At 65.3% G+C, this 22,457-nt stretch carries 21 protein-coding genes and 1 pseudogene; 14 read left to right on the forward strand and 8 right to left on the reverse strand.

Features of this window, described 5'->3' with window-relative positions; all coding sequences use genetic code 11:
* Positions 1-46: 46 nt before the first annotated feature.
* Together ACLKOZ_RS00530 and ACLKOZ_RS00535 are read right to left on the reverse strand one after the other, a co-directional pair.
* Positions 47-1,066, reverse strand: coding sequence for a sugar phosphate isomerase/epimerase family protein (locus tag ACLKOZ_RS00530; RefSeq protein ID WP_436472205.1), 1,020 nt, complete (start codon positions 1,064-1,066; stop codon positions 47-49).
* Positions 1,063-2,241 (reverse strand): Gfo/Idh/MocA family protein, encoded by a 1,179-nt coding sequence (locus ACLKOZ_RS00535; RefSeq protein ID WP_436472206.1) that lies wholly within the window; start codon positions 2,239-2,241, stop codon positions 1,063-1,065. The genes ACLKOZ_RS00530 and ACLKOZ_RS00535 overlap by 4 nt, the downstream gene beginning before the upstream one ends.
* Before the next feature lie 152 nt (positions 2,242-2,393).
* On the opposite strand from ACLKOZ_RS00535, the gene ACLKOZ_RS00540 reads away from it, so the two are divergent.
* The 9 genes and pseudogenes from ACLKOZ_RS00540 to ACLKOZ_RS00580 all read left to right on the forward strand — a co-directional run bounded on the left by ACLKOZ_RS00540 (position 2,394) and on the right by ACLKOZ_RS00580 (position 10,122).
* Complete coding sequence (locus tag ACLKOZ_RS00540; protein ID WP_436472207.1) at positions 2,394-3,413, forward strand: LacI family DNA-binding transcriptional regulator; 1,020 nt, start codon at positions 2,394-2,396, stop codon at positions 3,411-3,413.
* A 140-nt stretch (positions 3,414-3,553) separates the two neighbouring features.
* Positions 3,554-4,549 carry a substrate-binding domain-containing protein gene (locus tag ACLKOZ_RS00545; RefSeq protein ID WP_337346379.1) on the forward strand — a complete coding sequence of 332 codons (996 nt, stop codon included), beginning with the start codon at positions 3,554-3,556 and terminating at the stop codon, positions 4,547-4,549.
* 52 nt (positions 4,550-4,601) lie between these two features.
* Positions 4,602-5,657: an ABC transporter permease gene (locus tag ACLKOZ_RS00550; protein ID WP_337346380.1), complete on the forward strand. Its 1,056-nt coding sequence runs from the start codon at positions 4,602-4,604 to the stop codon at positions 5,655-5,657.
* A gap of 11 nt (positions 5,658-5,668) precedes the next feature.
* On the forward strand, positions 5,669-6,595 hold the full coding sequence (locus ACLKOZ_RS00555; RefSeq protein WP_436472208.1) for an ATP-binding cassette domain-containing protein: 927 nt from the start codon (positions 5,669-5,671) through the stop codon (positions 6,593-6,595).
* Between the two features lie 107 nt (positions 6,596-6,702).
* Positions 6,703-6,840 (forward strand): annotated as a pseudogene (locus tag ACLKOZ_RS00560) (Gfo/Idh/MocA family oxidoreductase); the annotation flags it as partial.
* A gap of 2 nt (positions 6,841-6,842) precedes the next feature.
* A complete protein-coding gene (locus ACLKOZ_RS00565; protein ID WP_436472209.1) occupies positions 6,843-7,136 on the forward strand; it encodes a hypothetical protein in 294 nt (97 codons plus the stop codon).
* A gap of 81 nt (positions 7,137-7,217) precedes the next feature.
* Positions 7,218-8,306: a Gfo/Idh/MocA family oxidoreductase gene (locus ACLKOZ_RS00570; RefSeq protein ID WP_436472210.1), complete on the forward strand. Its 1,089-nt coding sequence runs from the start codon at positions 7,218-7,220 to the stop codon at positions 8,304-8,306.
* The gene (locus ACLKOZ_RS00575; protein ID WP_436472211.1) at positions 8,306-9,091 is read left to right on the forward strand and encodes a TIM barrel protein; all 786 of its coding nucleotides are present in this window, start codon (positions 8,306-8,308) and stop codon (positions 9,089-9,091) included. Before ACLKOZ_RS00570 ends, ACLKOZ_RS00575 begins: the two co-directional genes overlap by 1 nt.
* Positions 9,088-10,122 (forward strand): Gfo/Idh/MocA family protein, encoded by a 1,035-nt coding sequence (locus ACLKOZ_RS00580; RefSeq protein WP_436472212.1) that lies wholly within the window; start codon positions 9,088-9,090, stop codon positions 10,120-10,122. The genes ACLKOZ_RS00575 and ACLKOZ_RS00580 overlap by 4 nt, the downstream gene beginning before the upstream one ends.
* Positions 10,123-10,182: 60 nt before the next feature.
* Here the strand turns inward: ACLKOZ_RS00580 and iolB are convergent, their stop codons facing one another.
* A complete protein-coding gene (iolB, locus tag ACLKOZ_RS00585; protein ID WP_436472213.1) occupies positions 10,183-11,076 on the reverse strand; it encodes a 5-deoxy-glucuronate isomerase in 894 nt (297 codons plus the stop codon).
* An 18-nt stretch (positions 11,077-11,094) separates the two neighbouring features.
* Positions 11,095-11,835, reverse strand: coding sequence for a GntR family transcriptional regulator (locus tag ACLKOZ_RS00590; RefSeq protein WP_337346388.1), 741 nt, complete (start codon positions 11,833-11,835; stop codon positions 11,095-11,097).
* A gap of 217 nt (positions 11,836-12,052) precedes the next feature.
* On the opposite strand from ACLKOZ_RS00590, the gene ACLKOZ_RS00595 reads away from it, so the two are divergent.
* Positions 12,053-13,186, forward strand: a complete 1,134-nt coding sequence (locus tag ACLKOZ_RS00595; RefSeq protein ID WP_436472214.1) for an LOG family protein — start codon at positions 12,053-12,055, stop codon at positions 13,184-13,186.
* Between the two features lie 39 nt (positions 13,187-13,225).
* Here ACLKOZ_RS00595 and ACLKOZ_RS00600 read toward each other — a convergent pair whose 3' ends face one another.
* Both ACLKOZ_RS00600 and ACLKOZ_RS00605 read right to left on the reverse strand, forming a co-directional pair.
* Entirely contained in the window at positions 13,226-14,122 is an 897-nt protein-coding gene (locus tag ACLKOZ_RS00600) for a matrixin family metalloprotease (protein WP_436472215.1), read from the reverse strand.
* Positions 14,122-15,381 (reverse strand): VIT1/CCC1 transporter family protein, encoded by a 1,260-nt coding sequence (locus ACLKOZ_RS00605; protein ID WP_436472216.1) that lies wholly within the window; start codon positions 15,379-15,381, stop codon positions 14,122-14,124. The genes ACLKOZ_RS00600 and ACLKOZ_RS00605 overlap by 1 nt, the downstream gene beginning before the upstream one ends.
* Before the next feature lie 257 nt (positions 15,382-15,638).
* On the opposite strand from ACLKOZ_RS00605, the gene ACLKOZ_RS00610 reads away from it, so the two are divergent.
* A complete protein-coding gene (locus ACLKOZ_RS00610) occupies positions 15,639-15,869 on the forward strand; it encodes a hypothetical protein (RefSeq protein ID WP_436472217.1) in 231 nt (76 codons plus the stop codon).
* Between the two features lie 111 nt (positions 15,870-15,980).
* Here the strand turns inward: ACLKOZ_RS00610 and ACLKOZ_RS00615 are convergent, their stop codons facing one another.
* A complete protein-coding gene (locus tag ACLKOZ_RS00615) occupies positions 15,981-17,495 on the reverse strand; it encodes a sodium:solute symporter (RefSeq protein WP_436472218.1) in 1,515 nt (504 codons plus the stop codon).
* A 297-nt stretch (positions 17,496-17,792) separates the two neighbouring features.
* Here ACLKOZ_RS00615 and ACLKOZ_RS00620 point away from each other — a divergent pair, with 297 nt between their 5' ends.
* Positions 17,793-18,368, forward strand: coding sequence for a helix-turn-helix domain-containing protein (locus ACLKOZ_RS00620; protein ID WP_436472219.1), 576 nt, complete (start codon positions 17,793-17,795; stop codon positions 18,366-18,368).
* A 133-nt stretch (positions 18,369-18,501) separates the two neighbouring features.
* Here the strand turns inward: ACLKOZ_RS00620 and ACLKOZ_RS00625 are convergent, their stop codons facing one another.
* Positions 18,502-19,329 (reverse strand): DUF559 domain-containing protein, encoded by an 828-nt coding sequence (locus tag ACLKOZ_RS00625; protein ID WP_436472220.1) that lies wholly within the window; start codon positions 19,327-19,329, stop codon positions 18,502-18,504.
* Between the two features lie 304 nt (positions 19,330-19,633).
* On the opposite strand from ACLKOZ_RS00625, the gene speB reads away from it, so the two are divergent.
* Positions 19,634-20,710 (forward strand): agmatinase, encoded by a 1,077-nt coding sequence (gene speB, locus ACLKOZ_RS00630; RefSeq protein WP_436472221.1) that lies wholly within the window; start codon positions 19,634-19,636, stop codon positions 20,708-20,710.
* Positions 20,711-20,715: 5 nt separating this feature from the next.
* Positions 20,716-22,410: a thiamine pyrophosphate-binding protein gene (locus tag ACLKOZ_RS00635; protein WP_436472222.1), complete on the forward strand. Its 1,695-nt coding sequence runs from the start codon at positions 20,716-20,718 to the stop codon at positions 22,408-22,410.
* The last annotated feature ends 47 nt before the right edge of the window (positions 22,411-22,457 follow it).

Raw genomic sequence — 22,457 nt, forward strand, 5'->3', positions numbered from 1 at the left:
GCACTGGCGATGCCCCCTTGCTGTTTGGTTGCGTTGTATTGAAGCGTCAGGCCGTCAGGTTCAGCGATGCGGAGAGCACTGCGTCAGCGTCCCGCAGGACCTTGGCCGCGACCTCGAGGCCCTCGATCCGGCCCAAGGACACATCCTCGTGCTCGATGTTGACCAGCATGTCCGGGTCCACCTCGCGCAGCGCGCGCAGGAATTCTGTCCAGAAGGCGGTGTCGTGCCCCCGGCCAAGGGCCACGAAGTCCCACGCAGAGTTCTTGGGCCACTCGTTCGCCCACTCGTCGCCGCCGAGGTTGGTGCGGTTTTCCTCCGGGGCCAGCCTGCGGAAGCTGTTGTCCAGGACGCCGTACAGTGCCGCGTTTTCCGTGTTGACCCTGACATCCTTCGCGGCCGCCTGAAAGACCAGCGGGCCGAGTTCGCGGACGACGGCCACGGGATCCATCTGCTGCCAGAACAGGTGCGAGGCGTCGAGTTCGACACCGACGTGGGTGGCGCCCGTGAGCTCGATGAGCTTGCGGACATCGGCTGTGTTGAAGACGATGTTCTGCGGGTGCAGCTCCAGCGCGACCTTGACGTCATGGTCGGCCGCGAGGCGGTCGGTTTCTTTCCAGAACTTCGCAGCCACGCCCCATTGGTAGTCCAGCACGTCCAGTGCCGCCGAATTCCAAGCGTTGACTACCCAGTTGACGGTGGTGGCGCCGGGCTCCCCGCCGGGCAGGACGGACATGGTCACTACCCGGTTCTGGCCGAGGCGGTGCGCCAGCCTGATGGAGCGGCGGATGTCCTCGGCATGCTTCTCGCCGATCTCACGTTTCGGGTGCAACGGATTGCCGTTGCAGTTCAGTCCGGCGATGGAGACACCGGTGCCTTCGAAAATCGCGAGGTAGTCATCCCGGGCGGCGTCGCTTTCGAGGATCTGGTCCATGGTGGGTACATGGACGGCGGGCAGGAAACCGCCGGTGTTGATCTCGATGCCGGTGAGGCCAAGGTCAGCGATGACCTTCAGTGCCTCGGGAAGCGGCCGGTCGTGCAGGATCGCGTTGTACACGCCGAGCTTCATAGCGTGATCTTCTTTCCGTTGTTGAGGGCGGATTCGGTTACTGCGCCGAGCAGTTCCATGTTGCGCACACCTTCGTCGAAGCTGGCGCAGCGGGGCAGGGATTCATCTTCACTGATGCCGGCAACTTCCTCGAGGAATGCCCGGGCCTGGTAGCCGAAGGCGTCGTTCTGGCCGAAACCGACCTCGGGAGCATCCATGGCGAGGCCGCCGGCGATGTAGGGGTGGCCCGGGCCGAGGATGACCTGGCGGTAGCCGTTCTCATTGCCTGAGCCGTCGTTGAGGAACAGCTGGATCTCAGCGGGGCGGCGCTGGTCGAACTTTGCGGCACCGTTTTCGCAGAACACCTCGAACTGCAGGCTGTTGGCGTGCCCGGCTGCGACGCGGGAGACTTCAAAGCTGCCGGCGCCGTTTTCAAACTCCGCGTTGAACGCCGCATAGTCGTCATTCTCGACGGCTTCGAAGGTATCGCTGACGGCAACATGGTCGTGGCCCATCACGGCGGCGAGCGGCAGCGGGCGCTTCCCTATGACGGTGCTCAATTGCCCGCCCGTGACGGACTTGATGTCGCCGCACAGGAACTCCGAGATGTACGTCAGGTGGCTTCCTACGTCGGCGAGGGCACCGGAGCCGGGGCCGCCCTTATAGCGCCAGCTCATGGGGGCGGCGGGGCTGAAGCCGTAGTCGGTCCAGTAGCGGCCGCTGAAGTGCAGGACGTTGCCGAGGACACCGTTGCGGATGAGGTCCCGAATGTAGGCGATGCCGGGGGTACGGCGGAACGTGAAACCGATCCGGGCAATGCTGCCGGCGTTCCGGGCCGCATCTGCCATGGCGCGGGCATCGGCCAAGGAGTCGCTCAGCGGCTTCTCGCACAGGACATGCTTGCCCGCGGCCAGCAGGCCTTCGACAACCTCGCGGTGGAGGGAGTTGGCGATGACGACGCTGACAACGTCGATGTCGTCGGCTTCGGCGATTGCCTGCCAGGACGTGTCGTTGCGCTCGTAGCCGAAGCGGCGGGCGGCCAACGAACCGAACTCAGCGTTGACGTCGCCGATTGAGACCAGCCGCACCGGCGGCAGCACCGGGCTGTACAGGGCAGATGCTGTGCGGTACGCGGCAGCGTGGGCCTTGCCGGCCATGCCTGCACCGATGACGGCGACGCCTAGGCTTTCAGCCATTGATTTCTCCTTCGAAATTCAGCCGCGGCGGGACACTCTACGGCATTTTGTAGCGCTACAATTTGTAAGCTGGATTCGAGCGTAACTATGTTCATATGTCCTGTCAATCCTTCGGCGGATATCCTCGAAGCCAGAGAAGAGAGGCACTTCCGATGACGTTGAATCGCCCCAAGGCGCGACGCCCCACGATCTACGACGTAGCAAGGCAGGCCGGCGTCTCACCGTCTTTGGTTTCGCTGGTGCTGCAGAATCCCGTGCGCGTGAGCGAGAAGCGGCGCGAAGCCGTCCAGGCGGCCATATCGGACCTTGGGTACCGCCCCAGCCGGGCCGCGACGACGCTTGCCAGCAGCCGGACCAAAAGCATTGGACTGGTCATTGACGATTACCGGAACCTCTGGTTCGTCGACCTGCTCCGGGGTATGGAATCCGCGCTCACCGAGCATGGCTATCAGGTCATGCTGGCCGACTCCCGGCCGGGGGAGAATCGCATCAAGGAAGCCGTTGACGGGCTGCTTGCCATGCACGTTGACGGGCTGGTGATCGCTGCGGAACCCAGCCCGTCCATGCTGGGCGGGGTGGGGGTGCCCACGGTGGTGGCCGGCTGGCGCGTCGGCGTGCCGGCCGGCGCCGATCTCATAACCAATGACGACGACGGCGGCGGCGCGATGGCGGCGGATCACCTTCTGGGGCTCGGTCATAGGCGGATCGGCCACCTCACCGGGTCGGGCGGCGCCGCTGCCCATCGGCGGGAAGGCTTCCGCGCACGGCTGCAGGAGTCCGGCGCTGAACAACGGATCGTGGGGGATTCGGGTGGCACGTCCGAGGAGGACGGCTACGCCTCGGCGTGTTGGCTGCTGGACAACCATCCGGACACCACCGCCATCTTTGCCGCCAACGACACGATGGCACTGGGGGCCTTCGGCGCGATCAAGGCGCGCGGCCTGGCTGTCCCGGCCGACATCTCCGTGATCGGCTACGACAACTCAACCTTGGCAAAGTCGCGATATCTGGATCTGACGTCGGTGGACAACCGTAGCGACCTCGTGGGAGTGGATGTGGCGAACGCACTGCTGGCGCGCATTCAGGAGCCCGCCATTGGCCCGCAACGCAGGCTGATCGAGCCCGCCCTGGTGGTTCGGGGTACTACGGCGCGGCGTGTGCACCAAGAGTAGCGGGGCGTCTCACGTTAAAACATCCTAATGTCAGGACAAAGTATTGACATTGGTGAGCCGGGTCACCATGATCGAGGTAGACAGTGCTCCGAGGGCTGCAGAGTGGCGGCCCGGAGCCTGAGAGATCAAAGGAGATTTAGGTGGCTAATTTTTCTTGGCGCAAGGCTGCACTGGTGGCGGCAGTAGTACCGATGATGGCGTTGAGCGCATGTTCGAGCACCGGCGGGCGGACCCCAGAAGCTGCGAACGGCGGTGGTGGCGGCCAGGTTGCCACGACAGAGCGGATGAAGATCGCTTTGATCGCCCATGCTCCCGCGGGCGACACATTCTGGGACACAGTCCGCAAGGGTGCCGAGGAGGCAGCCGCGAAGGACAACGTTGAACTGCTTTACACCTCCGATCCGGAGGCCGGACGGCAGGCACAGCTGATCGAGCAGGCCATTGACCAGAAGGTGGACGGCATTGCGGTTACCCTGGCCACGCCTGACGCCTTAAAGGAGGCGCTGAAGAAAGCCACTGATGCAGGCATTCCGATTGTCAGCTTCAACGCCGGCGAATCGGCCTCCGCGCAGTTGGGAGCGTTCACCCACTTCGGCTCCAACGAGCAGCTTGCCGGCCAAGCAGTGGGCACAAGGCTTGCAGAGGGTGGCTACAAGCACCCGGTATGTGTCATTCAGGCGCAGGGCCACGTGGGCCTCGAAGCCCGGTGCGCCGGCGTGAAGGCCAAAGTGCCCGGCACGGAAATTCTTTACGTCAACGGAGCGGACATGACGTCCGTTGAATCGACGGCAACCGCGAAGCTGCAGGCATCCAAGGATGCTGATGTCATCATCGGCCTTGGTGCTCCCATTACCCTGACGCTCCTGAAGTCTGTGGCTACCGCCGGAAGCTCGGCCAAGGTTGCCAGCTTCGACCTGAACAAGGAACTGGCCCAAAAAGTTTCCGACGGCAGCGTGCTGTTCACGGTGGACCAGCAGCCATGGCTGCAGGGCTACGGTGCAGTAGACGCGCTGTGGCAGAACAAGCGGGGCGGGTTCAAGCTCGGCGGCGGACAGTCGGTCCTGACCGGTCCGGCCATCGTCGACCAGTCCAACGCCGCTGATGTCCTGAAGTTCGCCGAACAGGGTATCCGCTAACAGCCCGCTGGCCGGGCCGGTGAACGCCGGCCCGGCAGCAAGGAGAGTTCTCATGACCATTACCCAGACAAAAACAACCACAAAGTCGGCAGTGTCCGACGAACGTGTGGCCACGCGCAGTGCGTTCCAGAAGCTGTTGGGCCGGCCTGAGGTCGGTGCCCTAGTGGGCGCGATCGTCCTCTTTATCTTTTTCGCGTTGGTGTCCTCTACCTTTACGCAGCCCAATGCGCTGGCGACCATTCTTTATGGCAGTTCCACGATCGGGATCATGGCGGTGGGGGTGTCGCTGCTGATGATCGGCGGGGAGTTTGACCTTTCCACCGGCGTGGCGGTGATCTCCTCGGCGCTGACGGCGTCGATGTTCAGTTGGTACTTCAGCACCAACGTGTGGGTCGGTGTTGGCTTGGCCCTGGTGGTCTCGGTGGGCATCGGTTACATCAACGGCTGGATCCTGATGAAGACCAAACTGCCCAGCTTCATCGTGACCCTTGCGACGTTCCTGATGCTGACAGGCCTGAACCTGGGCCTTACCCGTTTGATCGGCGGGTCCGTGTCCTCACCCTCGATCTCCACGATGGATGGTTTCGCCTCTGCCCGGGCCGTGTTCGCGTCCTCCGTGACCATCGCCGGGGTTGATGTGAAGATCACGGTGTTCATCTGGATCGCGTTGGTCGCGGTCGCTACGTGGGTGCTGATGCGGACCCGCGTGGGGAACTGGATCTTCGCCGTTGGCGGAGATGAGAACGCGGCCCGCGCCGTGGGTGTCCCGGTCAAGGCGACCAAGATCGGTTTGTTCATGGGCGTCGGGTTCTGCGGCTGGGTGCTGGGAATGCACAACTTATTCGCGTTCGATACCGTGCAGTCCGGTGAGGGCGTGGGCAACGAATTCCTCTACATCATCGCCGCAGTGATCGGCGGGTGCCTGCTGACCGGCGGCTACGGCTCGGCTGTGGGCGGGGCGATCGGCGCGTTCATCTTTGGCATGGCCAACAAGGGCATCGTTTATGCGCAGTGGAATCCGGACTGGTTCAAGTTCTTCCTGGGCCTGATGCTGCTGCTGGCCACCATCGTCAACCTCATCGTCAAACGCCGCGCGGAACTCAAGTAAAGGGGCCGGGAATGAATGCCAACCAGATTGACCAGCAAACCCTGCTCCAGAATGAACGGGACCCGCTCACGCACACCCCGGTGCACCTGCTCTCCCTGGACGGGGTGGGCAAGCACTACGGCAACATCATCGCCTTGTCCGATGTGACGATGGCCGTGGACAACGGCCGCGTCACCTGTGTCCTGGGTGACAACGGCGCGGGCAAGTCCACCCTGATCAAGATCATCGCCGGCCTGCACCAGCACGACGCCGGGGTCCTGAACATCATGGGCGAGGAACGCAAATTCAGTTCCCCCAGGGACGCCTTGGACGCCGGCATCGCCACCGTCTACCAGGACCTCGCGGTGGTGCCGCTGATGCCGATCTGGCGGAACTTCTTCCTCGGCTCGGAACTGACCTCGGGCTGGGGGCCGTTCAAGAGCATGGACGTCGAGAAGATGAAAGCGGTCACGCTCAAGGAACTCGCCGAAATGGGCATCGACCTGCGCGACGTCGAGCAGCCCATCGGCCAGCTCTCCGGCGGTGAACGCCAGTGCGTCGCGATCGCCCGCGCCGTGTACTTCGGTGCCAAGGTCCTGATCCTGGACGAACCGACGGCGGCCCTGGGCGTGAAGCAGTCCGGCGTGGTCCTGCGCTACATCCTGCAGGCCCGCGACCGCGGACTCGGGGTCATCTTCATCACCCACAACCCGCACCACGCCTTCCCCGTCGGGGACCGGTTCCTGCTGCTCAAGCGCGGCAAATCGATCGGCTACTACGACAAAAAAGACATCACCCTCGACGAACTCACTGCCCAGATGGCCGGAGGCGCCGAACTCGCCGAACTCGCCCACGAACTCGAACAACTCGGCGGGCACGGAGACGTCGTCAAGGAGGTACAGGCCGAAGTCGCCGAAGTCACGGACACAGCCAAGGCCGGCGCCCCAAAGCACGCCTAGGGGCAGCACCCGGCGGGGTGCTCCGGATATCCCTCCGGAGGACCCCGCCATGCCTGTGCGCACCGGCCCGGGACCGCGCACACACGAACACACACGAAGGGAACACCATGCCGATCCGGGTAGGCGTCATCGGCGCCGGAATCATGGGCGCGGACCACATCAGGAACCTCTCTACCACCATCGGGGGTGCCGAAGTCACCTTTGTGGCAGATCTCGACGCCGACCGAGCCGCCGCGGCAGCGCCGCAGTGGTCGGTTCCGAGGCCACCCTGACCATCGAGGGGCCGTTCAACATGCCCGGCGGCTTCGAGGTCCGTTTCCCTGACGGAACACGCTTGCGCCACGACGAACCCTCCGGCGGCCACCTCGAAGGCCTGCACTATGAGGCGGCGGCGGTGGCGCGCTCCATTGCCGCAGGCAGCACGCAATCCGGCCAGCGGACCCTCGCAGCCTCTATCCGCACCCTGGAAGTGGCCGACGAGATCCGCCGGCAGCTTGGCGTGGTGTTCCCCGGCGAAGCTGGCATTGCGGCGTCGCCGTGATCCCCGGCGAGACCACTCACTCCGGAAACACCCTCCGGCACTGATCCACCCCCACGTTATGACCAGCGAAAGGACCAGCCCATGGCCTATCTCACCCACAACCCCGCTCCAGTCCAGGCACCCGCACGGATCGGACTCATCGGCTCCGGCTGGATGGGGGCATTCCATGCCGAAAGCATCGCCCGCCGCGTCCCCGGCGCCGTCCTGGCGGCCATTGCGGACCCTAATCTGGAATCCGCGCAGACCCTCGCCCGCGCGCTGGGCACCACACAGGTGACGGCCAACGCAGCAGACATCCTGGCGGATCCGGAGATCGATGCGGTGGTGATCGCCAGTCCTGCACGCTTCCACTCGTCACTGATCGCCCAGGCCGCTGCCGCCGGAAAGCACGTCTTCTGCGAGAAACCGGCCGGTCAGGGGCTCGATGAGCTCGACGCCGCCCTCGCAGCAGTGGAAGAAGCCGGCGTGCACTTCCAGGTGGGCTTCAATCGGCGGTACGCGGATGACTTTCGGGCCGCCAAGAAGGATCTGGTCGCCGGCATCGCCGGAACACCGCAGCTCCTGCGCTCACTCACCCGCGATCCAGGGAACGGAAGCATCCCCAACGCTGCCAAGGTCCCGGCCTGGACCATCTTCCTGGAGACCCTCATCCACGACTTCGACACCCTCAACTGGTTCAACGAAGGTGCCGAGCCCGTGGAGGTCTACGCCGTGGCGGACGCGCTCGTAGAGCCTGACCTGCGCGACGCGGGTTTCCTGGACACAGCAGTGGTGACCATCCGCTACAGCAACGGTGCGGTGGCCGTCGCCGAGGCAAACTTCAGCGCGCTGTATGGGTACGACATCCGCGGCGAGGTCTTCGGCTCCAAGGGTATGGTCCAGGCCGGCCGCGTCACGGAAACAGCGGCCCGGCGCTACACGGCGGAGGGACTCTCCGCGGACACCCCGAGGCTCAATGTTGAGCTTTTCCGCCAGGCCTACACGGACGAACTCGCCGACTTCGCCGACGCGGTGCGTGCCCGGCGCGACGGCATGCCGCCCTCGTCGTCCGGCTCTACGGTCACCCCGGGTGGCGCAGATGCCCGCCGTGCGCTGGCCATGGCACTGGCGTGCATCGAATCGGTCAAGAGCGGCGCCCCGGTCTCGGTCGACCAGACGGCGGCCGTCTGATGCGCCTTGCAGTCTGCGCTGAGATGGTCTTTACGGACCTTCCGTTTGTGGAACGCGTCCGCCGGATCCACGAGTCCGGCTTCGATGTGGAGCTGTGGGATTCGCGGTCCAAGGACATCAGCGCGCTCAAGGCCACCGGTGCCGTGTTTTCCTCCATGACGGGGTACACCTCCGGCAGCGTGGTGGACCCCGACACTGCCGATGACGTGGTGCGGACAGCGGAATCGCTGATCCCCACCGCCCTGGAACTCGGCGTCAGCCGCATGGTGGTGCACCCGGCAGAACTCATCGACGGCCACGCGGCCCGCCCTGCATACCGTTCCACCGGCCGGATGTGGAGCACCGGTGCCCGGACCCTGGAACGCCTCGGCAAGCTGGGCGAAAAACACGGCGTGACGTTCTGCCTCGAGAACCTCAACACCATCCTTGACCACCCCGGCATCCCGCTGGCACGCGCCAAGGACACGCTGGCACTCGTTGAGGCCGCCGGGCACCCGCACGCCAAGCTGATGCTGGACCTTTACCACGCGCAACTCGGGGAGGGAAACCTCATTGAGCTGGTGCGGACGGCCCTGCCCTTCATCGGCGAGATCCAGGTGGCCGACGTCCCGGGGCGCTGCGAACCCGGGACAGGGGAAATCAACTACGCGGCCGTCGCCAGGGCGCTCGCCGAGGTCGGTTATGACGGCACGGTGGGCATGGAAGCCTGGGCGCAGAGCGACAGCGACGCGGCCCTGGACGCTTTCCGCGCCGCCTTCAACGTTTATTCGGAGGAAAAACGATGAAAGACGTCATTCTGGGCCTTGTGGGAGTGGGCCGGATCGGTGTGATGCACGCGAACAACATCGCCGCACTGAACGGGGTGCTCAATCCGGAGGGCATCAACGTCCGGCTGCGGCTGACCGACGTCGCCGCAGAGCACGCCAGGAACGTCGCGGGCGGTCTGGGCGCGGAGTTCTTCCCGTCAGTGGAAGCGCTGCTTGCCTCCGGGCTGGACGGCCTGGTGGTGGCCACCGGGACGGGTACCCACCCCGAGCTGATCAAGGCGGGGGTAGACGCCGGAATCCCGGTCTTCTGCGAAAAGCCGGTGGCCATGAACGTGGCGGATGCGCTCCCGGTACTGGACTACATCAGGGACCGGCACGGCGTGGTCCAGATCGGCCACCAGCGCCGCTTCGATGCCGGCTATCTTGAGGCCCGGCGCGCCTACCAGGCCGGCGAGCTGGGCTGGATCCACTCGCTGCGGGCAGTCACGTGCGACATGGCGCCGCCACCGGTGGAATTCCTGGCCAGCTCCGGTGGCCTGTTCCGGGACTGCTCGGTCCACGATTTTGATATCCTCCGGTGGCTGACGGGCCGAGAAATCGTTGAGGTATATGCGAAGGGCTCCAACAACGGGGACCCGGCCATCGGCGCCGTGGGGGATGTGGACACCGCGCTCGCGCTGTTGACGTTCGACGACGGGACTGTGGGTACAGTCTCCGCCACCCGCTACAACGGGGCGGGCCATGATGTCCGCCTGGAAATCCAAGGGTCCCTGCGGTCGCTGATGGTGGGGCTGGATGACAAAACCGCGTTGGCCTCGGCGGAACCCGGCATTGGATTTCCTGCAGGTGAGCCGCACCGGACCTTTGCCGAGAGGTTCGATGCTGCCTACCGCGACGAAATGGCGGCCTTTGTGGAACTTACCCTGGGCCGGCGGGACAACCCCTGCACACCGGAGGACGCGGTGGCGGCGTCCCGGGTGGCGGACGCTGCCCAGGAGTCCCTCGCCACTGGCGTTGCGGTGAAGGTGGCTATCAGCGTAGCCAGGTGAGCTGGCTGCGATGCAAAATGCCCCTCCGGAATCCGTTCCGGAGGGGCATTTTGTTGATCCCTAAGCTGTGAAAGGCAGCCGTGGATCGATGTCCACGCCGTCCCAGCTCTGGCGCACCCAGCCATGATGTGGGTCGTCACTGATGAGCCATTCACGGACGGGGCCGGGGCCGGCCATCACGTTCAGGTAGTACAGGTCGTAGCCGGGGGCCGCCATCGCGGGGCCGTGCCAGCCGTAGGGCACCAGCACAACGTCGCCCGTGCGGACCTCCGCCGAGACGTCGATGGGCCGCTCGTCCGAGGCATAAACCCGCTGATAACCGATGGCATCAGCGTCGGCAGGCGCCGCGGAACCGGCGGCCACCTGCGTTTCGAAGTAGTAGATCTCCTCGAGGCTCGTCTCGCCGTCCTTTTCCTCATCGTGTTTGTGGGGCGGGTAGGAAGACCAGTTTCCGGCCGGGGTGAGCACTTCGCACACTATAAACCGGTCGGCCTCAAGGGCTGCCGGCGTGCCGAAGTTGTGAACCTGGCGGGAGCAGTTGCCCGCTCCGCGCAGCTCGACGGGTGTCTCCGCCCCGGTGACCAGGCGGGTGGGATAGGAGGCTTTGGCCGGGGCCGTTGCAACGGCGAACCTGCCGCCGTTGTCGGAGCTGACGGTGACGGCGCGGCCAGTTCCCGAATACAGGACATCGCTGGGGCCGTGGAACACCGAAGCGCGCCCCTGCAGCACATAGTCTTCACCGTCGACGTTGACCGTGAAGGAACCGTTGAGCGGAACCACTATCCGCTCCTCTCCCGCAGCCGGGAGTTTGAGGGCGGCACCGGCCGCGAGGGTCGCGACTTTCAGCCCTGTGTGGGCCCAGCCCTCCACTGCCAGGGGTGAATCGGAAGTTCCGAGCGAGACGTCCCAACCGCCGTCGGCGGCGCTGCCAAGAGGGTAGACCCAGTTAGTCATAGATAAGTATTCCTTGCGCTATCGCTGTACGAGTGTCATTTCAAAGCTGTACGAATCCGCCCGGTACACGTGGTGTCCGGTCTCCACATTGCGGCCTGTATCGTCCACGGCGGTCCGCTCCATGGTGACCAGGGCCGAGCCTGGAGCCGCGTCGAGCTGCGTGGCCTGGTATTCGTTGGCCACCACGGCGCCGATTCGCTGCGTGGCGAGCCGGAAATTCACTCCGCCGTTCCGCAGGACGGAGTACAGGCCCTGGCTGGCCAGGAGTTCCTCGGTCAGGGGGGTGATGTCGTCGCGGACCCAGTTTTCCATCAGGGCCAGCGGTTTCCCGGCCACTTTCCGCAACCGGGTGAAGTGGTACACCGTAGCGCCTGGGGGGAGATGGAGCGCCTCGCGCGTAGCGTCGTCGGCCTCGTCATGGCTGAAGGTCAGTACGTCGGTGGTGGGTTTGGCGCCGTTGTTGCTTAGATCGTCAAAGAGGCTGGAGAGTTCCAGTGGCCTCCGTACCTGGCTGGAAACCACTTGGGTACCTACGCCGCGCTTACGCACCAGCAGGCCGGAGCGCACCAGCTCATCCATGGCTTTGCGCATGGTTGGCCGGGAGAGGTTGAGCTGCGCTGCAAGGTCGATCTCGTTGTCCAGCCGGCTGCCAGGCGGAAGCAGGCCCGTATGGATGGCGGCCTCGATGCCCTGCACCACCTGGTGGTAGAGGGGCACCGGCGAAGAGCGGTCGATGCTGAGGTTCAGTTGATTCGCCATTGAGATGCATCCTTCGCGCCGCTAGGGTTGCTGCGAAGCAACTCCCTTTGTCCTGCCTATGTCCGCTTGATAGGACATACTGCCTTTATTGTTGATAATAACAGGGCGTTGGCGGGCGGCAAAGAAGCCGTCCCGGCCCGCGATGGAGGCCTGACTAGGCTGGGGAGATGAACAACCGATACCGGGCACAGCCGGGGTTTCGAACCAGGCCGCCGGCATGAACCCCTCCGGCAGCGTGCACCCAAGCCCGCGAACCCTCGAAGTCGAGAGTCTTGCCAGCTTCGACCGGCTGGTGGCGGCCGGAGCTGTGGCCATGCACGGCTGGCACGCCCAGTCTTTGGACCTGCGCGGCCGGACGGCAGCGCTGGAGACCCTTGATGTGGAAGGCGCTATCTTCCTTGGGTGCACGTTTGACGAGGGTGTCGAGGACGGCCTGCGGCGCCGCGGAGCGCTGATTTTTCCCAAGCTTGTTGGTGTGCCCTTCGACCCCTACCGGGCGAGGCTCTACACCCCCCAGGAGCTTTATGCCGGGCTGGACCACGCCCGCTACGAAGAACTGCCCGACGCCCTCGTCTACCAGTGGAGCATCCGGCCCGGGCAGCGGCACCGCCTGGACGCCACCCTGGCTTCGGCCCTGCACGACCACGCCATCGGTGACGCCCTGGACGAGATGATTCGCTCTGATGCCGTAGCCGGGCTGACCGTGGTGGGCGTGATGGGAGGCCATAATGCCCAGCGAGGTACTCCGGAGTTCGCGCAGGCTGCCTCGTTGGGCAGGCTGTTGGCTGGAAGCGGGAAGCTGGTAGCCACCGGAGGCGGTCCAGGGGCCATGGAGGCCGCCAACCTGGGCGCCTACCTGAGCGGGATCCCCGAAGATGAGTTCGAGGCGGCCCTGGTTTCACTGGGGGCCGTCCCTGGCTTCCGTCCCTCGGTGTCCGCGTGGGTGCGCGCGGCGGCCGCCGTCGTCGCACGTTTTCCGGGGGGAACGCCGTCGCTGGGTATCCCCACCTGGTTCTACGGGCATGAGCCGCCGAACTACTTTGCCACGCACATTGCCAAATACTTCGCCAACGCCGTACGCGAGGCGATCCTGCTCGAAGTCTGCAACGGCGGCATTATCTTCCTGCCGGGAGCAGCCGGAACTGTCCAGGAAATGTTCCAGGACGCGTGCGAGAACTATTACAGCGCCCGTGAGGCCGTGACGCCTATGGTCCTGGTGGGCAGCCGTTACTGGCAGCACGAATACCCTGCCTGGCCGATGCTCCAGAGGCTGGCAGCCGGGCGGGCCATGGCGGACCGGATCTTCCTGGTCGACACCGTTGACGAGGCGCTCGCCGTGATCGGCGGGTAGCTTCGGCGCCAGGTCCGGGGATGGCGGAGATTGCCGGGTCTAGAGATCCTTACGGCACAGGGCGCCGGCCAGTTTGTACAGGCCGTTGAGATCGCCCGCGGCAAGGCCTTCCGGGGTGCCGATTTCCGGAAACATCAGCTGCCGGTGGTCATCCACGTGTTCGAGTCCCATCACATGGCTGAGCTCGTGCAGGATGACGGCCGTGGCGTACAGCGCCCCGTCGGGCTGTTCCAGCTCTTCGGCAATCTGCGGGGCGTCCAGCTCCAGGCTGCCAGTGACGAAGGTCTTGGGACCGTTCTCGTAGCTGAAGTGGGTGCTTCCCCCGGTGCCGATCACTTTACCCTTGAGCTGGGGAGCCACCTCGGGAGTGGTCCAGGAGACCAGCAGCGGCGCCCAGCGGTCACCGTACGAATCCGGCTGGTACGGAGCGCGCTGGGCAGAAGGCTCTTCGGTGGTGGCGCCGTCGTAAATGAACCGGATCCCGGTGGCCCGCGACATGGTGTCGATTGCTTCCGGGATGAGGGCCTGCGCGCCGGCCGGGACCAGGTCCGCGTTCACCACGTAGTGCAGCGGCCGGCACGGCGAATATCCCACCGGTGTGCCGTCGTCGTTGGTGGCCAGGAATTGGTAGGAACTGCTCGCGTACGGGGGCGGCTCGGGCCTTCCCAGCGGCGCGTCCTCCTCCTCGAGCCCGGGCGGGGGAGCCTCGGGCCGACCCTCGGCAGCGGGCCGGACGCCACCCGATTCGCCCGGCTGAACGGCTCCGGGCCCGAGCCGAACATCCAGTAGTTCACCAACGCGTGGACCGCCGTAAAAGACTCCGCCGACCACCAGTGCCGTGGTGCCGGCGGTAATACCCAGCAGGGCGTTCCGCATGGAACGCCCGGCAGAACGCCTCCCGCTGCTGTGCGGGCGGTCCGGGGGAATGCTGTCCATCAACCCACCACGGTGCCGAAGGCCAAGCCAAGCACATACGTGACGGCCGCGGCGCCCAGGCCGATGGCCAGCTGCCGCAGCCCGCGAGTCAGCGGCGACGTGCCTGAGAGCAAACCAACGACGCCGCCAGTCATCAGCAGTGCCACACCCACCAGGACACCGGCCACCACCAGCGCGGCCGCGCCTGTCATGCCGAACAGGAAGGGAAGGATGGGCACGATGGCACCGGAGGCAAAGAAGCAGAAGCTGGACAGTGATGCGCCCCAGGCGGTGCCTACGGCTTCGTGCTGGTCCTCAGTTTCAGGGAGCTCAGGCTGGAGGGACAGGCTGGGATCGCAGTCGCAGGAGAGCAGCCCCATGCGTTCGGCCACGCGGTGTTCGGCTGCTTCGTGGGACATGCCGCGTGCCAGGTACACGAGCAGCAGCTCGTTATGTTCGATGTCCAGCTTGGGGGCCGCCGCCAGGGTGACCTGGGTGGGCCGTGTGGCCGCGAGGAGTTCACGCTGCGAGCGGACGGAGACGAATTCGCCGGCGCCCATCGACAGTGCGCCGGCCAAGAGCCCGGCAATACCACTCAGGAGTACTACGCTGCTTGCCACACCGGACGCTGCCATGCCCATAACCAGGGATAGATTGCTGACCAGGCCGTCGTTGGCTCCGAACACGGCGGCGCGGAATGTTCCGGCGAGCCGGTTGCGGCCCCGTGTTGCCAGGCCGCGCACTACTTCCTCATGGATCTGTTCGTCGGCGGCCATGGCGGGCGTGGCGGACGGGTCCTTGGCGTAGGGGGAGCGACGTTCGGCGCGCTGGGCCAGCGCGAGGACAAAAACCGAGCCGAAGTGGCGGGCCAGGAAGCCCAGCAGCTGGCTGCGCAGCGACGCCTGGCGGGACTTCCCGGCGTGATCGCCCAGGAGCCGGAGCCAGTGGGCCTCGTGCCGTCCTTCGGCTTCAGCAAGGGCAAGAAGGATGTCTCGCTCCTCGCCAAGCCGGTTCTGCGCGAGGTCCCGGTAGACAGCGGCCTCGGCACGTTCATCGGCCAGGTATTGGCGCCAGCGCCGGATGTCCGCAGGAGTGGGCTCGGCATTTGTCGGCTGGCCTGCCGGGTGGCGATCAGTTGGAGCAGAATTCGACGGAACAGAATCCGAGGGCGCGGGATTGGCTTGGGCAGAATCCGACGGAACAGAATCGGAGGGCGCGGGAATGGCTTGGGCAGAATCCCGGGCGGCGCGGTGTTGGCCGGGATTGGCGTGCTGAGACACAGAAGCTCCTGAGCTTGATGGGGCATGGTTCGGCCCCATTGCAAAGCCCAGCTTACCGCGGAATTTCGCGGATTTTCGGCTGGCAAACCTCACTCCGGAGTTTCGGGTTCCCTCAAAATCCCTGGCTCCGGATGGCTTTTGCACTCCTGTCTGCGGACCCTTGACCGGGGCCACCGGCGGTGCTGTGATGAAAGTGTGGCGCCCGCCAGCGCCCAGCCGAAAGAGCACGTCAGTGGCGAACAAACGGAGGTTGCACAATGAACACCACCGGACAGCACCCGGACATGCCGCACCTTGATGCCGTGGAAGCCGATCCCGCTTATGACTACGCCGAGGATGCGCCGGTTGACGAGAACGACTGGGATGCAGAGGACGAGTTCCTGGACGCTGAAGACGTAGTCATTCCGACCCCTCCGGTCGAAGTTGACGCCGAGGAGCGCGTGGTTCCGCTGGACCCCGAGGAGTTCCGCGAACCAGAACCTGAGTAGGACGGACGACGGCGGCGCCTCCGGTTCGCTGGTGAGCGAAAGGAGGCGCCGCCGTCGTGCTTTGTGCTGCTCGAATCTGTCCCTGGGGCGATTCGAGCCCTGTCGAAATCCTTACGGCGCAGTCACGGTGACAGGAACTTCGTTTTCCTTGCCGGCTACGCGCCGCACCCAGTTCCGCATGACCTGCGGGTCCGTGGGCTTGGTGAGCAGCGAGACCGCCACGTAAACCACGGCTGAGCTGATGAGGCCGAAGTAGATCGGTTCGTTGGCAAAGACGCCGTCCAGCGGGGCCTTGGCGTTGACCTCCAGCACGATCATGGTGCCGAGCGTGACAACCGAACCCACCGCCATGGAGGCTGCGGCGGCCAGGCCGGTTCCGCGCTTCCATACGAGGCCGCCCAGGATGGCGACCAGGAGCCCGCCCACGAGGATGTCGTAGGCGATGGTCAGTGCCGCAACGACGTCCTTGGTGATGATGGCGATCAGGATGGCCACGATGCCCAGCGACAGGACCCACATACGGTTGGCCTTGACGTCGTGCTCTGGGTTGTCGGTGTCGTCGGTGTTGATGTCCTTGCCGAACCAGCTGGCAACGAACGGCAGGACGTCGGCGCGGGCAACCGTGGCAGCGGCGATCAGGGCGCCGGAAGCGGTGGACATCATGGCGGCCACAGCTGCGGCAAGTACCAGTCCGCCGATACCAACAGGGAGGATTGTCTGGGCGACCTCGGCGTAGACGTCGTCCTTCGCCGCAATGTCGATCCCGGACAGGGCCACGCTGGCAGCCATGCCGATCAGGGCGCCGGCAACACCGTAGAGGATGCAGTAGATGCCGGCGGTGGCGCCGCCCCAGCGAGCGACGCCCGGGGTCTTGGCGGTGAACACGCGCTGCCAGATATCCTGGCCGATCAGCAGGCCCAGGGTGTAGACGACGAAGTAAGTGATGATGGTCTGCACGCCGATGCCGTCCATCTGGAAGAAGCTTTCATCCACTCGGCTGCGGATGCCGTCGAGGCCGCCGGCTGCATTGAGGGTGAAGGGAAGCATCAGGGCGAAGATGCCCACGGTTTTGATGACGAACTGCACCTGGTCCGCCAGGGTGATGGACCACATGCCGCCGATGGTTGAGTAGACCAGCACGATCGCTCCGCCGATGGCGATGGCGAGCCAGCGGTCCCAGCCGAAGAGGACCACGAAGATGGTGGCGTAAGCGCTGGTGGAGGTGGCGCACAGCATCAGTGTGTACGCCAGCATGACGATGCCCGAGGTCTGCGTTGCCTTGCTTCCATAGCGAAGGGTGAGCATCTGGGAGACCGTGTAGATCTTGAGCTTCTGGATAGTACCGGCGAAGAGGAGGCTCAGCAGCAGCACACCGGCGCCGATGGCCACCACCAGCCACATGCCGGAGATACCGAACTTGTAGCCGAGGCCAACGCCGCCGACGGTGGAGGCGCCGCCCAGGACAACGGCGGCCATAGTGCCTGTGTAGAGGAACGGGCCGAGCCGGCGGCCGGCAACGAGGAAGTCGCTGTTGTTCTTGGTGCGGGACTTACCCCACCAGCCGAAGGCAAGCATTGCGATGAGGTATACCACCACAATGGCGATGTTGACGAAGTTAGCGTCCATGTTGGGGCTCCTTGGAGCTGATCTGCAGCGTGGCTCGAACCCGGCGGCGCTGCTGGGGAGGCCGGTGTTCCGCTGCTCTTACGAGGTGGGGATGAGGGGAATCCTCGGATGTTGCTATCCCGAATATTGCATGGGAGACAACACTTGTTGCCTAAAAGAGTATGCTGTGACCGTGGTAACAGTCAAGGCCCCGCCGCCATGTCCTCCGCCTGTGGCGTAGCGGCGTCACATGGGTACGTGGCCATTAGGATTGCTCCAGAGATGGGGCCGGGGTTGCCGGCCATGAAAGGTCTGCACATGAAGGCACTGCCAGTCGAGCCGAGCAACGTTCCGGTTGCCATCGGGTCCCGAATCCGTGCTGCCCGGCAGTCGCAGCGACTCACCATCGAGCAGGTTGCCGACGCCACCGGGCTGACCAAGGGCTTCCTGAGCCGTGTGGAGCGAGACCTCACCTCGCCCTCTGTCGCTTCGCTGGTGACCCTCTGCCAGGTGTTGTCCATTTCCATTGGGGACCTGTTCGCCGCTCCCGAAACCCACCTGACCAAGCGCAACGACGGGCCCCGAATTTCACTGGGCGGCGAAGGGATCGTGGAGCGGCTGCTGACGGCCCGCTCAGAGCGGCGGATCCAGATTATCCAGGCTGTCATCGAGCCCCACGGCCGCGGCGAGTCCGAGCTCTACGCCGTGGACTGCGATGTAGATGTGCTGCACGTTATCAAGGGCAGCATCAAGCTGATCCTCACCAACGAAGAATACGAGCTCAGCACCGGGGACACCGTCACCTTCCCCGGACGCGAACCCCACACCTGGATCAACCCCACCAACGAGGCCGTTGAGGTCCTCTGGGTGCTGGTTCCCGCCGCCAGCCGGTAGCGAGCCCTTTTCGGCTGGAGTGCGCGTTCCTGCCCGGTTTGTGCCGGGCTTCCGCGGGCGTCCTCTGTGCGGGCGCGGGCTGCCGCCCAGGCGCAGCGATCTGGGCCGGAGTAACTGGGAAGGAGCGCTCGCTTTACCTGGCCGAGGCGTTCCTGGCATCGAGCACCGCCCTGATTTCCGCCACCACCTGCTCCGGGTTGAACCAGATGTGTTCGGGCATGTAGCGGAGGACGGCGAAGCCCTTGACCGTTGAGGTGTTGTTCCGGTGGCGGTCCCTAAGCATGTCCGCACGCTTTGAATGAAAGGCGAATCCGTCGATTTCCACGATCAGGAAACCGTCCAGCAGGAAATCCACCCGCCCGATGCCGGGCAGCGGCACTTGAGCCTCGAAATCGATCCCATTGCTCCGAAAAAGATGCTGTGCGTCGACTTCCACTATCGATTCTGCCCGTAGGTCAAGCTCCTGCAGCGCGCGTCGAATGGGCCCCGAGCGGTCACCGTGTACCTCGGCCCTGAGTAGCTCCAGTGGTACGCCGTGCAGCCGGACCGCCGACGTCGCGATGGCCGTGGACGACGGCGGCGCCAGGCACCCAAGTGCGTGCAGGACCACGTCTTCCACCGCCGCCACCGGCAGTTCCGGGTGGCCCTCGAATCGCACCGTCCGGTGCCGGACGAAGCCTTTGCCGTGGCCGTGGTTGCAGGCCAGATGCAGCCGGGACGGAGGGCTCCGGAGCCATAACCCGTGACGTGCGGCTGCGCTGGCGCAGGTCAGCCGGCCGTTGTGGTGGATGGCGGCGGCGAGGTCCGCGTCGCAGCCAGGTGCGAGGAAAACTCCCCGCTTGGGTTGCGTGGCACCCAGCCCGGTCAGGCGCCCTAAGTCCCGTCTGGAGAATCCGGCGCTGAGGAGTTGGGCGGTGCGGGCAACCCCGCCGGCCTGTTCAAGGTATTCGAAGATATCCATGGAGCCCATTGCAGGCTGCCGGAGCCGGATCTGACAGAGGAAGCATGCCGTATGTGGGCAACGCCCGCCACTTGCTGTGCGTTCCTGCCCAGTTGCTTCCGCCAACGTCGCCTCCTGGCAGGGGATGTTCCCGGGATTCCGCGGCGCGAGATGGGCGCCGGCCGTGGACCGGGACAGTAACTGGGCAGGAGCGCCCGGGACACCTGCGCTCCAGGCTGCTTGTAAACACTTGATGCGCATAAGGAAACTTCAAGGTATGATGGCTGTCACACCCGCCGACCAATCCTCGAAGGAGAGGCTCACTGTGAAAGAGCTGCGCATCGAAGCCAACGGCAACCTTGGCCCGATCGATTCATCCCGCATCCCGCGCTATGCGGGCGCTGCCACCTATGCCCGACTGCCGCGCCTGGACCAGGTGGCGAAGGCTGACGTGACGGTGGTGGGCGTGCCCTTCGACTCCGGCGTGTCCTACCGCCCGGGTGCCCGTTTCGGCTCCAACCACATCCGCGAGGCCAGCCGCCTGCTCCGTCCGTACAACCCCGCGTGGGACGTCAGCCCGTTCGAAAACATCCAGGTGGCCGACGCCGGCGACATGGCGGTCAACCCGTTCAACATCAACGAAGCCATCGAAACCATCCAGCAGAACGCCCTGGACCTCACCTCGGCCGGCAGCAAACTGGTAACCCTCGGCGGTGACCACACCATCGCCCTTCCGCTGCTCCGGGCAGCGGCCGAGCGCGCCGGCGGACCCATCGCCATGCTGCACTTTGACGCCCACCTCGACACTTGGGACACCTATTTCGGCGCCGAGTACACGCACGGAACCCCGTTCCGCCGGGCCGTTGAAGAAGGCATCCTGGATACCGAAGCCATCAGCCACGTCGGCACACGCGGCCCCCTCTACGGCAAGAAGGACCTCGACGACGACCACCGCTTCGGGTTTGGCATTGTCACCTCCGCCGACGTCTACTACCAGGGCGTCCTGGAAACTGTGGCCAAGGTCCGTGACCGGATCGGGGACCGCCCGCTCTACATCTCGGTGGACATCGACGTTTTGGACCCCGCCCACGCCCCGGGCACCGGAACCCCCGAGGCCGGCGGCATCACCAGCCGCGAACTCCTGGAGATCATCCGCGGCTTCCGCGGCATGAACCTGGTGGGTGCCGACGTCGTGGAGGTCGCCCCTGCCTATGACCACGCCGAAATCACTGGCGTGGCCGCCAGCCACGTGGCCTATGAACTCATCACCCTGATGGCGGACAATGCTGTTGAAGGTGACCGCATCGGGGCAGCCAACGGTTACGCAGCCCAAGCCCTTGGCCAGGAAGTCCGCCAGCCTGCCGGGTTCGCGGCCAGCATCCCCGCCGGAATCAAGGAGTAGCCAATATGATCGATTTCGATCCCGGCACAGCAGCCCCCACGAAGGGTACCGATGTGCGCAACGGCGGGGATCTCGTCGTCGAAACCCTTGAAGCCCTGGGCGCAAAAACAGTCTTTGGGATTCCCGGCCAGCACGCACTGGGCTTGTTCGACGCCATGGGCCGCGGCAATCTGCACTTTGTCTCCTCGCGCGTGGAGAACAACTCAGCCTTCGCCGCGGACGGCTACTCCCGCGCCACGGGCGAAGTGGGCGTGCTGTTCCTTTCCACCGGACCCGGCGCGCTGACCTCGCTCGCCGGGCTGCAGGAGGCTTACGCCACTGGTGTGCCCATGGTGGTGGTGGCCAGCCAGATCCCGCTCGAAGGACTCGGTGCCCGCCGCAAGGGCATGCTCCACCAGCTCGATGACCAGAAGGCCTCGGCCGCGAACGTCACCAAGAGCCAGCGGCTGATCCAGCATGCCTCCGGGATCCCGTCGGCCATCCAGGATGCCTGGACCGAGGCCATCTCCTCCCCGCAGGGGCCGGTCTGGCTGGAAATCCCGCAAAATGTCCTGCTGGATCCCATCATGGTCCCGCCGGTAGAGGATGCCCTCGCGGAGGCTGCGGACAACCCGCCGCGCGTGGAACTGGTCCGCGAAGCCGTGAAGTGGTTGTCGACGGCGGAACGTCCCGCCATCATCGCAGGCGGCGGGACGCGTCGGGGCCGGGCCGAGAAGTCCCTGCTCTCGATTGCCGAAAAGCTGCGGGCACCGGTGATCTGCACTCCCGGCGGTAACGGCGCATTCCCGTGGAACCACGAACTGTCGCTGCAGTCCTGGATCGAGGACCGCCACATGACCGACGTCCTGGAGGACGCGGACGTCCTGATCGTGATCGGCTCCTCCCTGGGCGAGGTCACCTCCAATTACTTCACTTTCGAACCCCGCGGGCGGATCATCCAGATCGATGCCGAACCCCGCGTGCTCGAGTCCAATCGTCCCGGCCTGGGCATCCGCGCCGACGCCGGCCAGGCGCTCGCCGCCCTCGATGAAGCCTTGGTTGTTCCGGTCGACGCCACGCGCAACTGGCACGGCGTCAGGCCCGAGGACCTGGTGAAGGAGTCCCTTGCCAAGGTCAAGGCCCGGCTGGAATCCCAGGACCTGGCCAAGGAACTGAAGTTCATGGCCGATATCCGCGAAGCCGTTCCGGCCGACATGCAGACCTTCTGGGACATGACCATCTCCGCATACTGGGGCTGGAGCTGCTGGGACGCCCGGCAAGGCCAGTTCCACTCCGCCCAGGGCGCCGGCGGCCTCGGCTATGGTTTCCCTGCTGCGATCGGCGGCGCTGTCGGCCTGGAAACGATAGGCAGGCCAAGTCGCGTCCTGGCTGTATCCGGTGACGGTTCGTCCATGTACTCCATCTCGGAACTGGCCACGGCCAAGCAGCACAACATCCCGGTCACATGGCTGATCGTGGACGACGGCGGCTATGGCATCCTGCGCGAATACATGGTGGGTGCCTTCGGCAGGGCCACCGCCACGGAGCTGGCGCGCCCGGACTTCGTCAAACTGGCCGAAGCCTTCGGTGTGCCGGCCACCCGGGTGGCCCCGGAGGACGTGGGGGACGCGCTCAAAGCTGGTTTCGCCGCTGACGGCCCCAACGTCGTCGTCGTTGAGACCCTGCTCAAAATGTTCGGCCCCACCCACCTGGACTACTGAGCACCTGCTCCACAGCCGCGGGGGGGGGGGGGGGGGGGGGGGGGGGG

This window comes from Arthrobacter sp. R4 (assembly GCF_051365025.1).
In the GTDB taxonomy this organism is placed as follows: domain Bacteria; phylum Actinomycetota; class Actinomycetes; order Actinomycetales; family Micrococcaceae; genus Arthrobacter.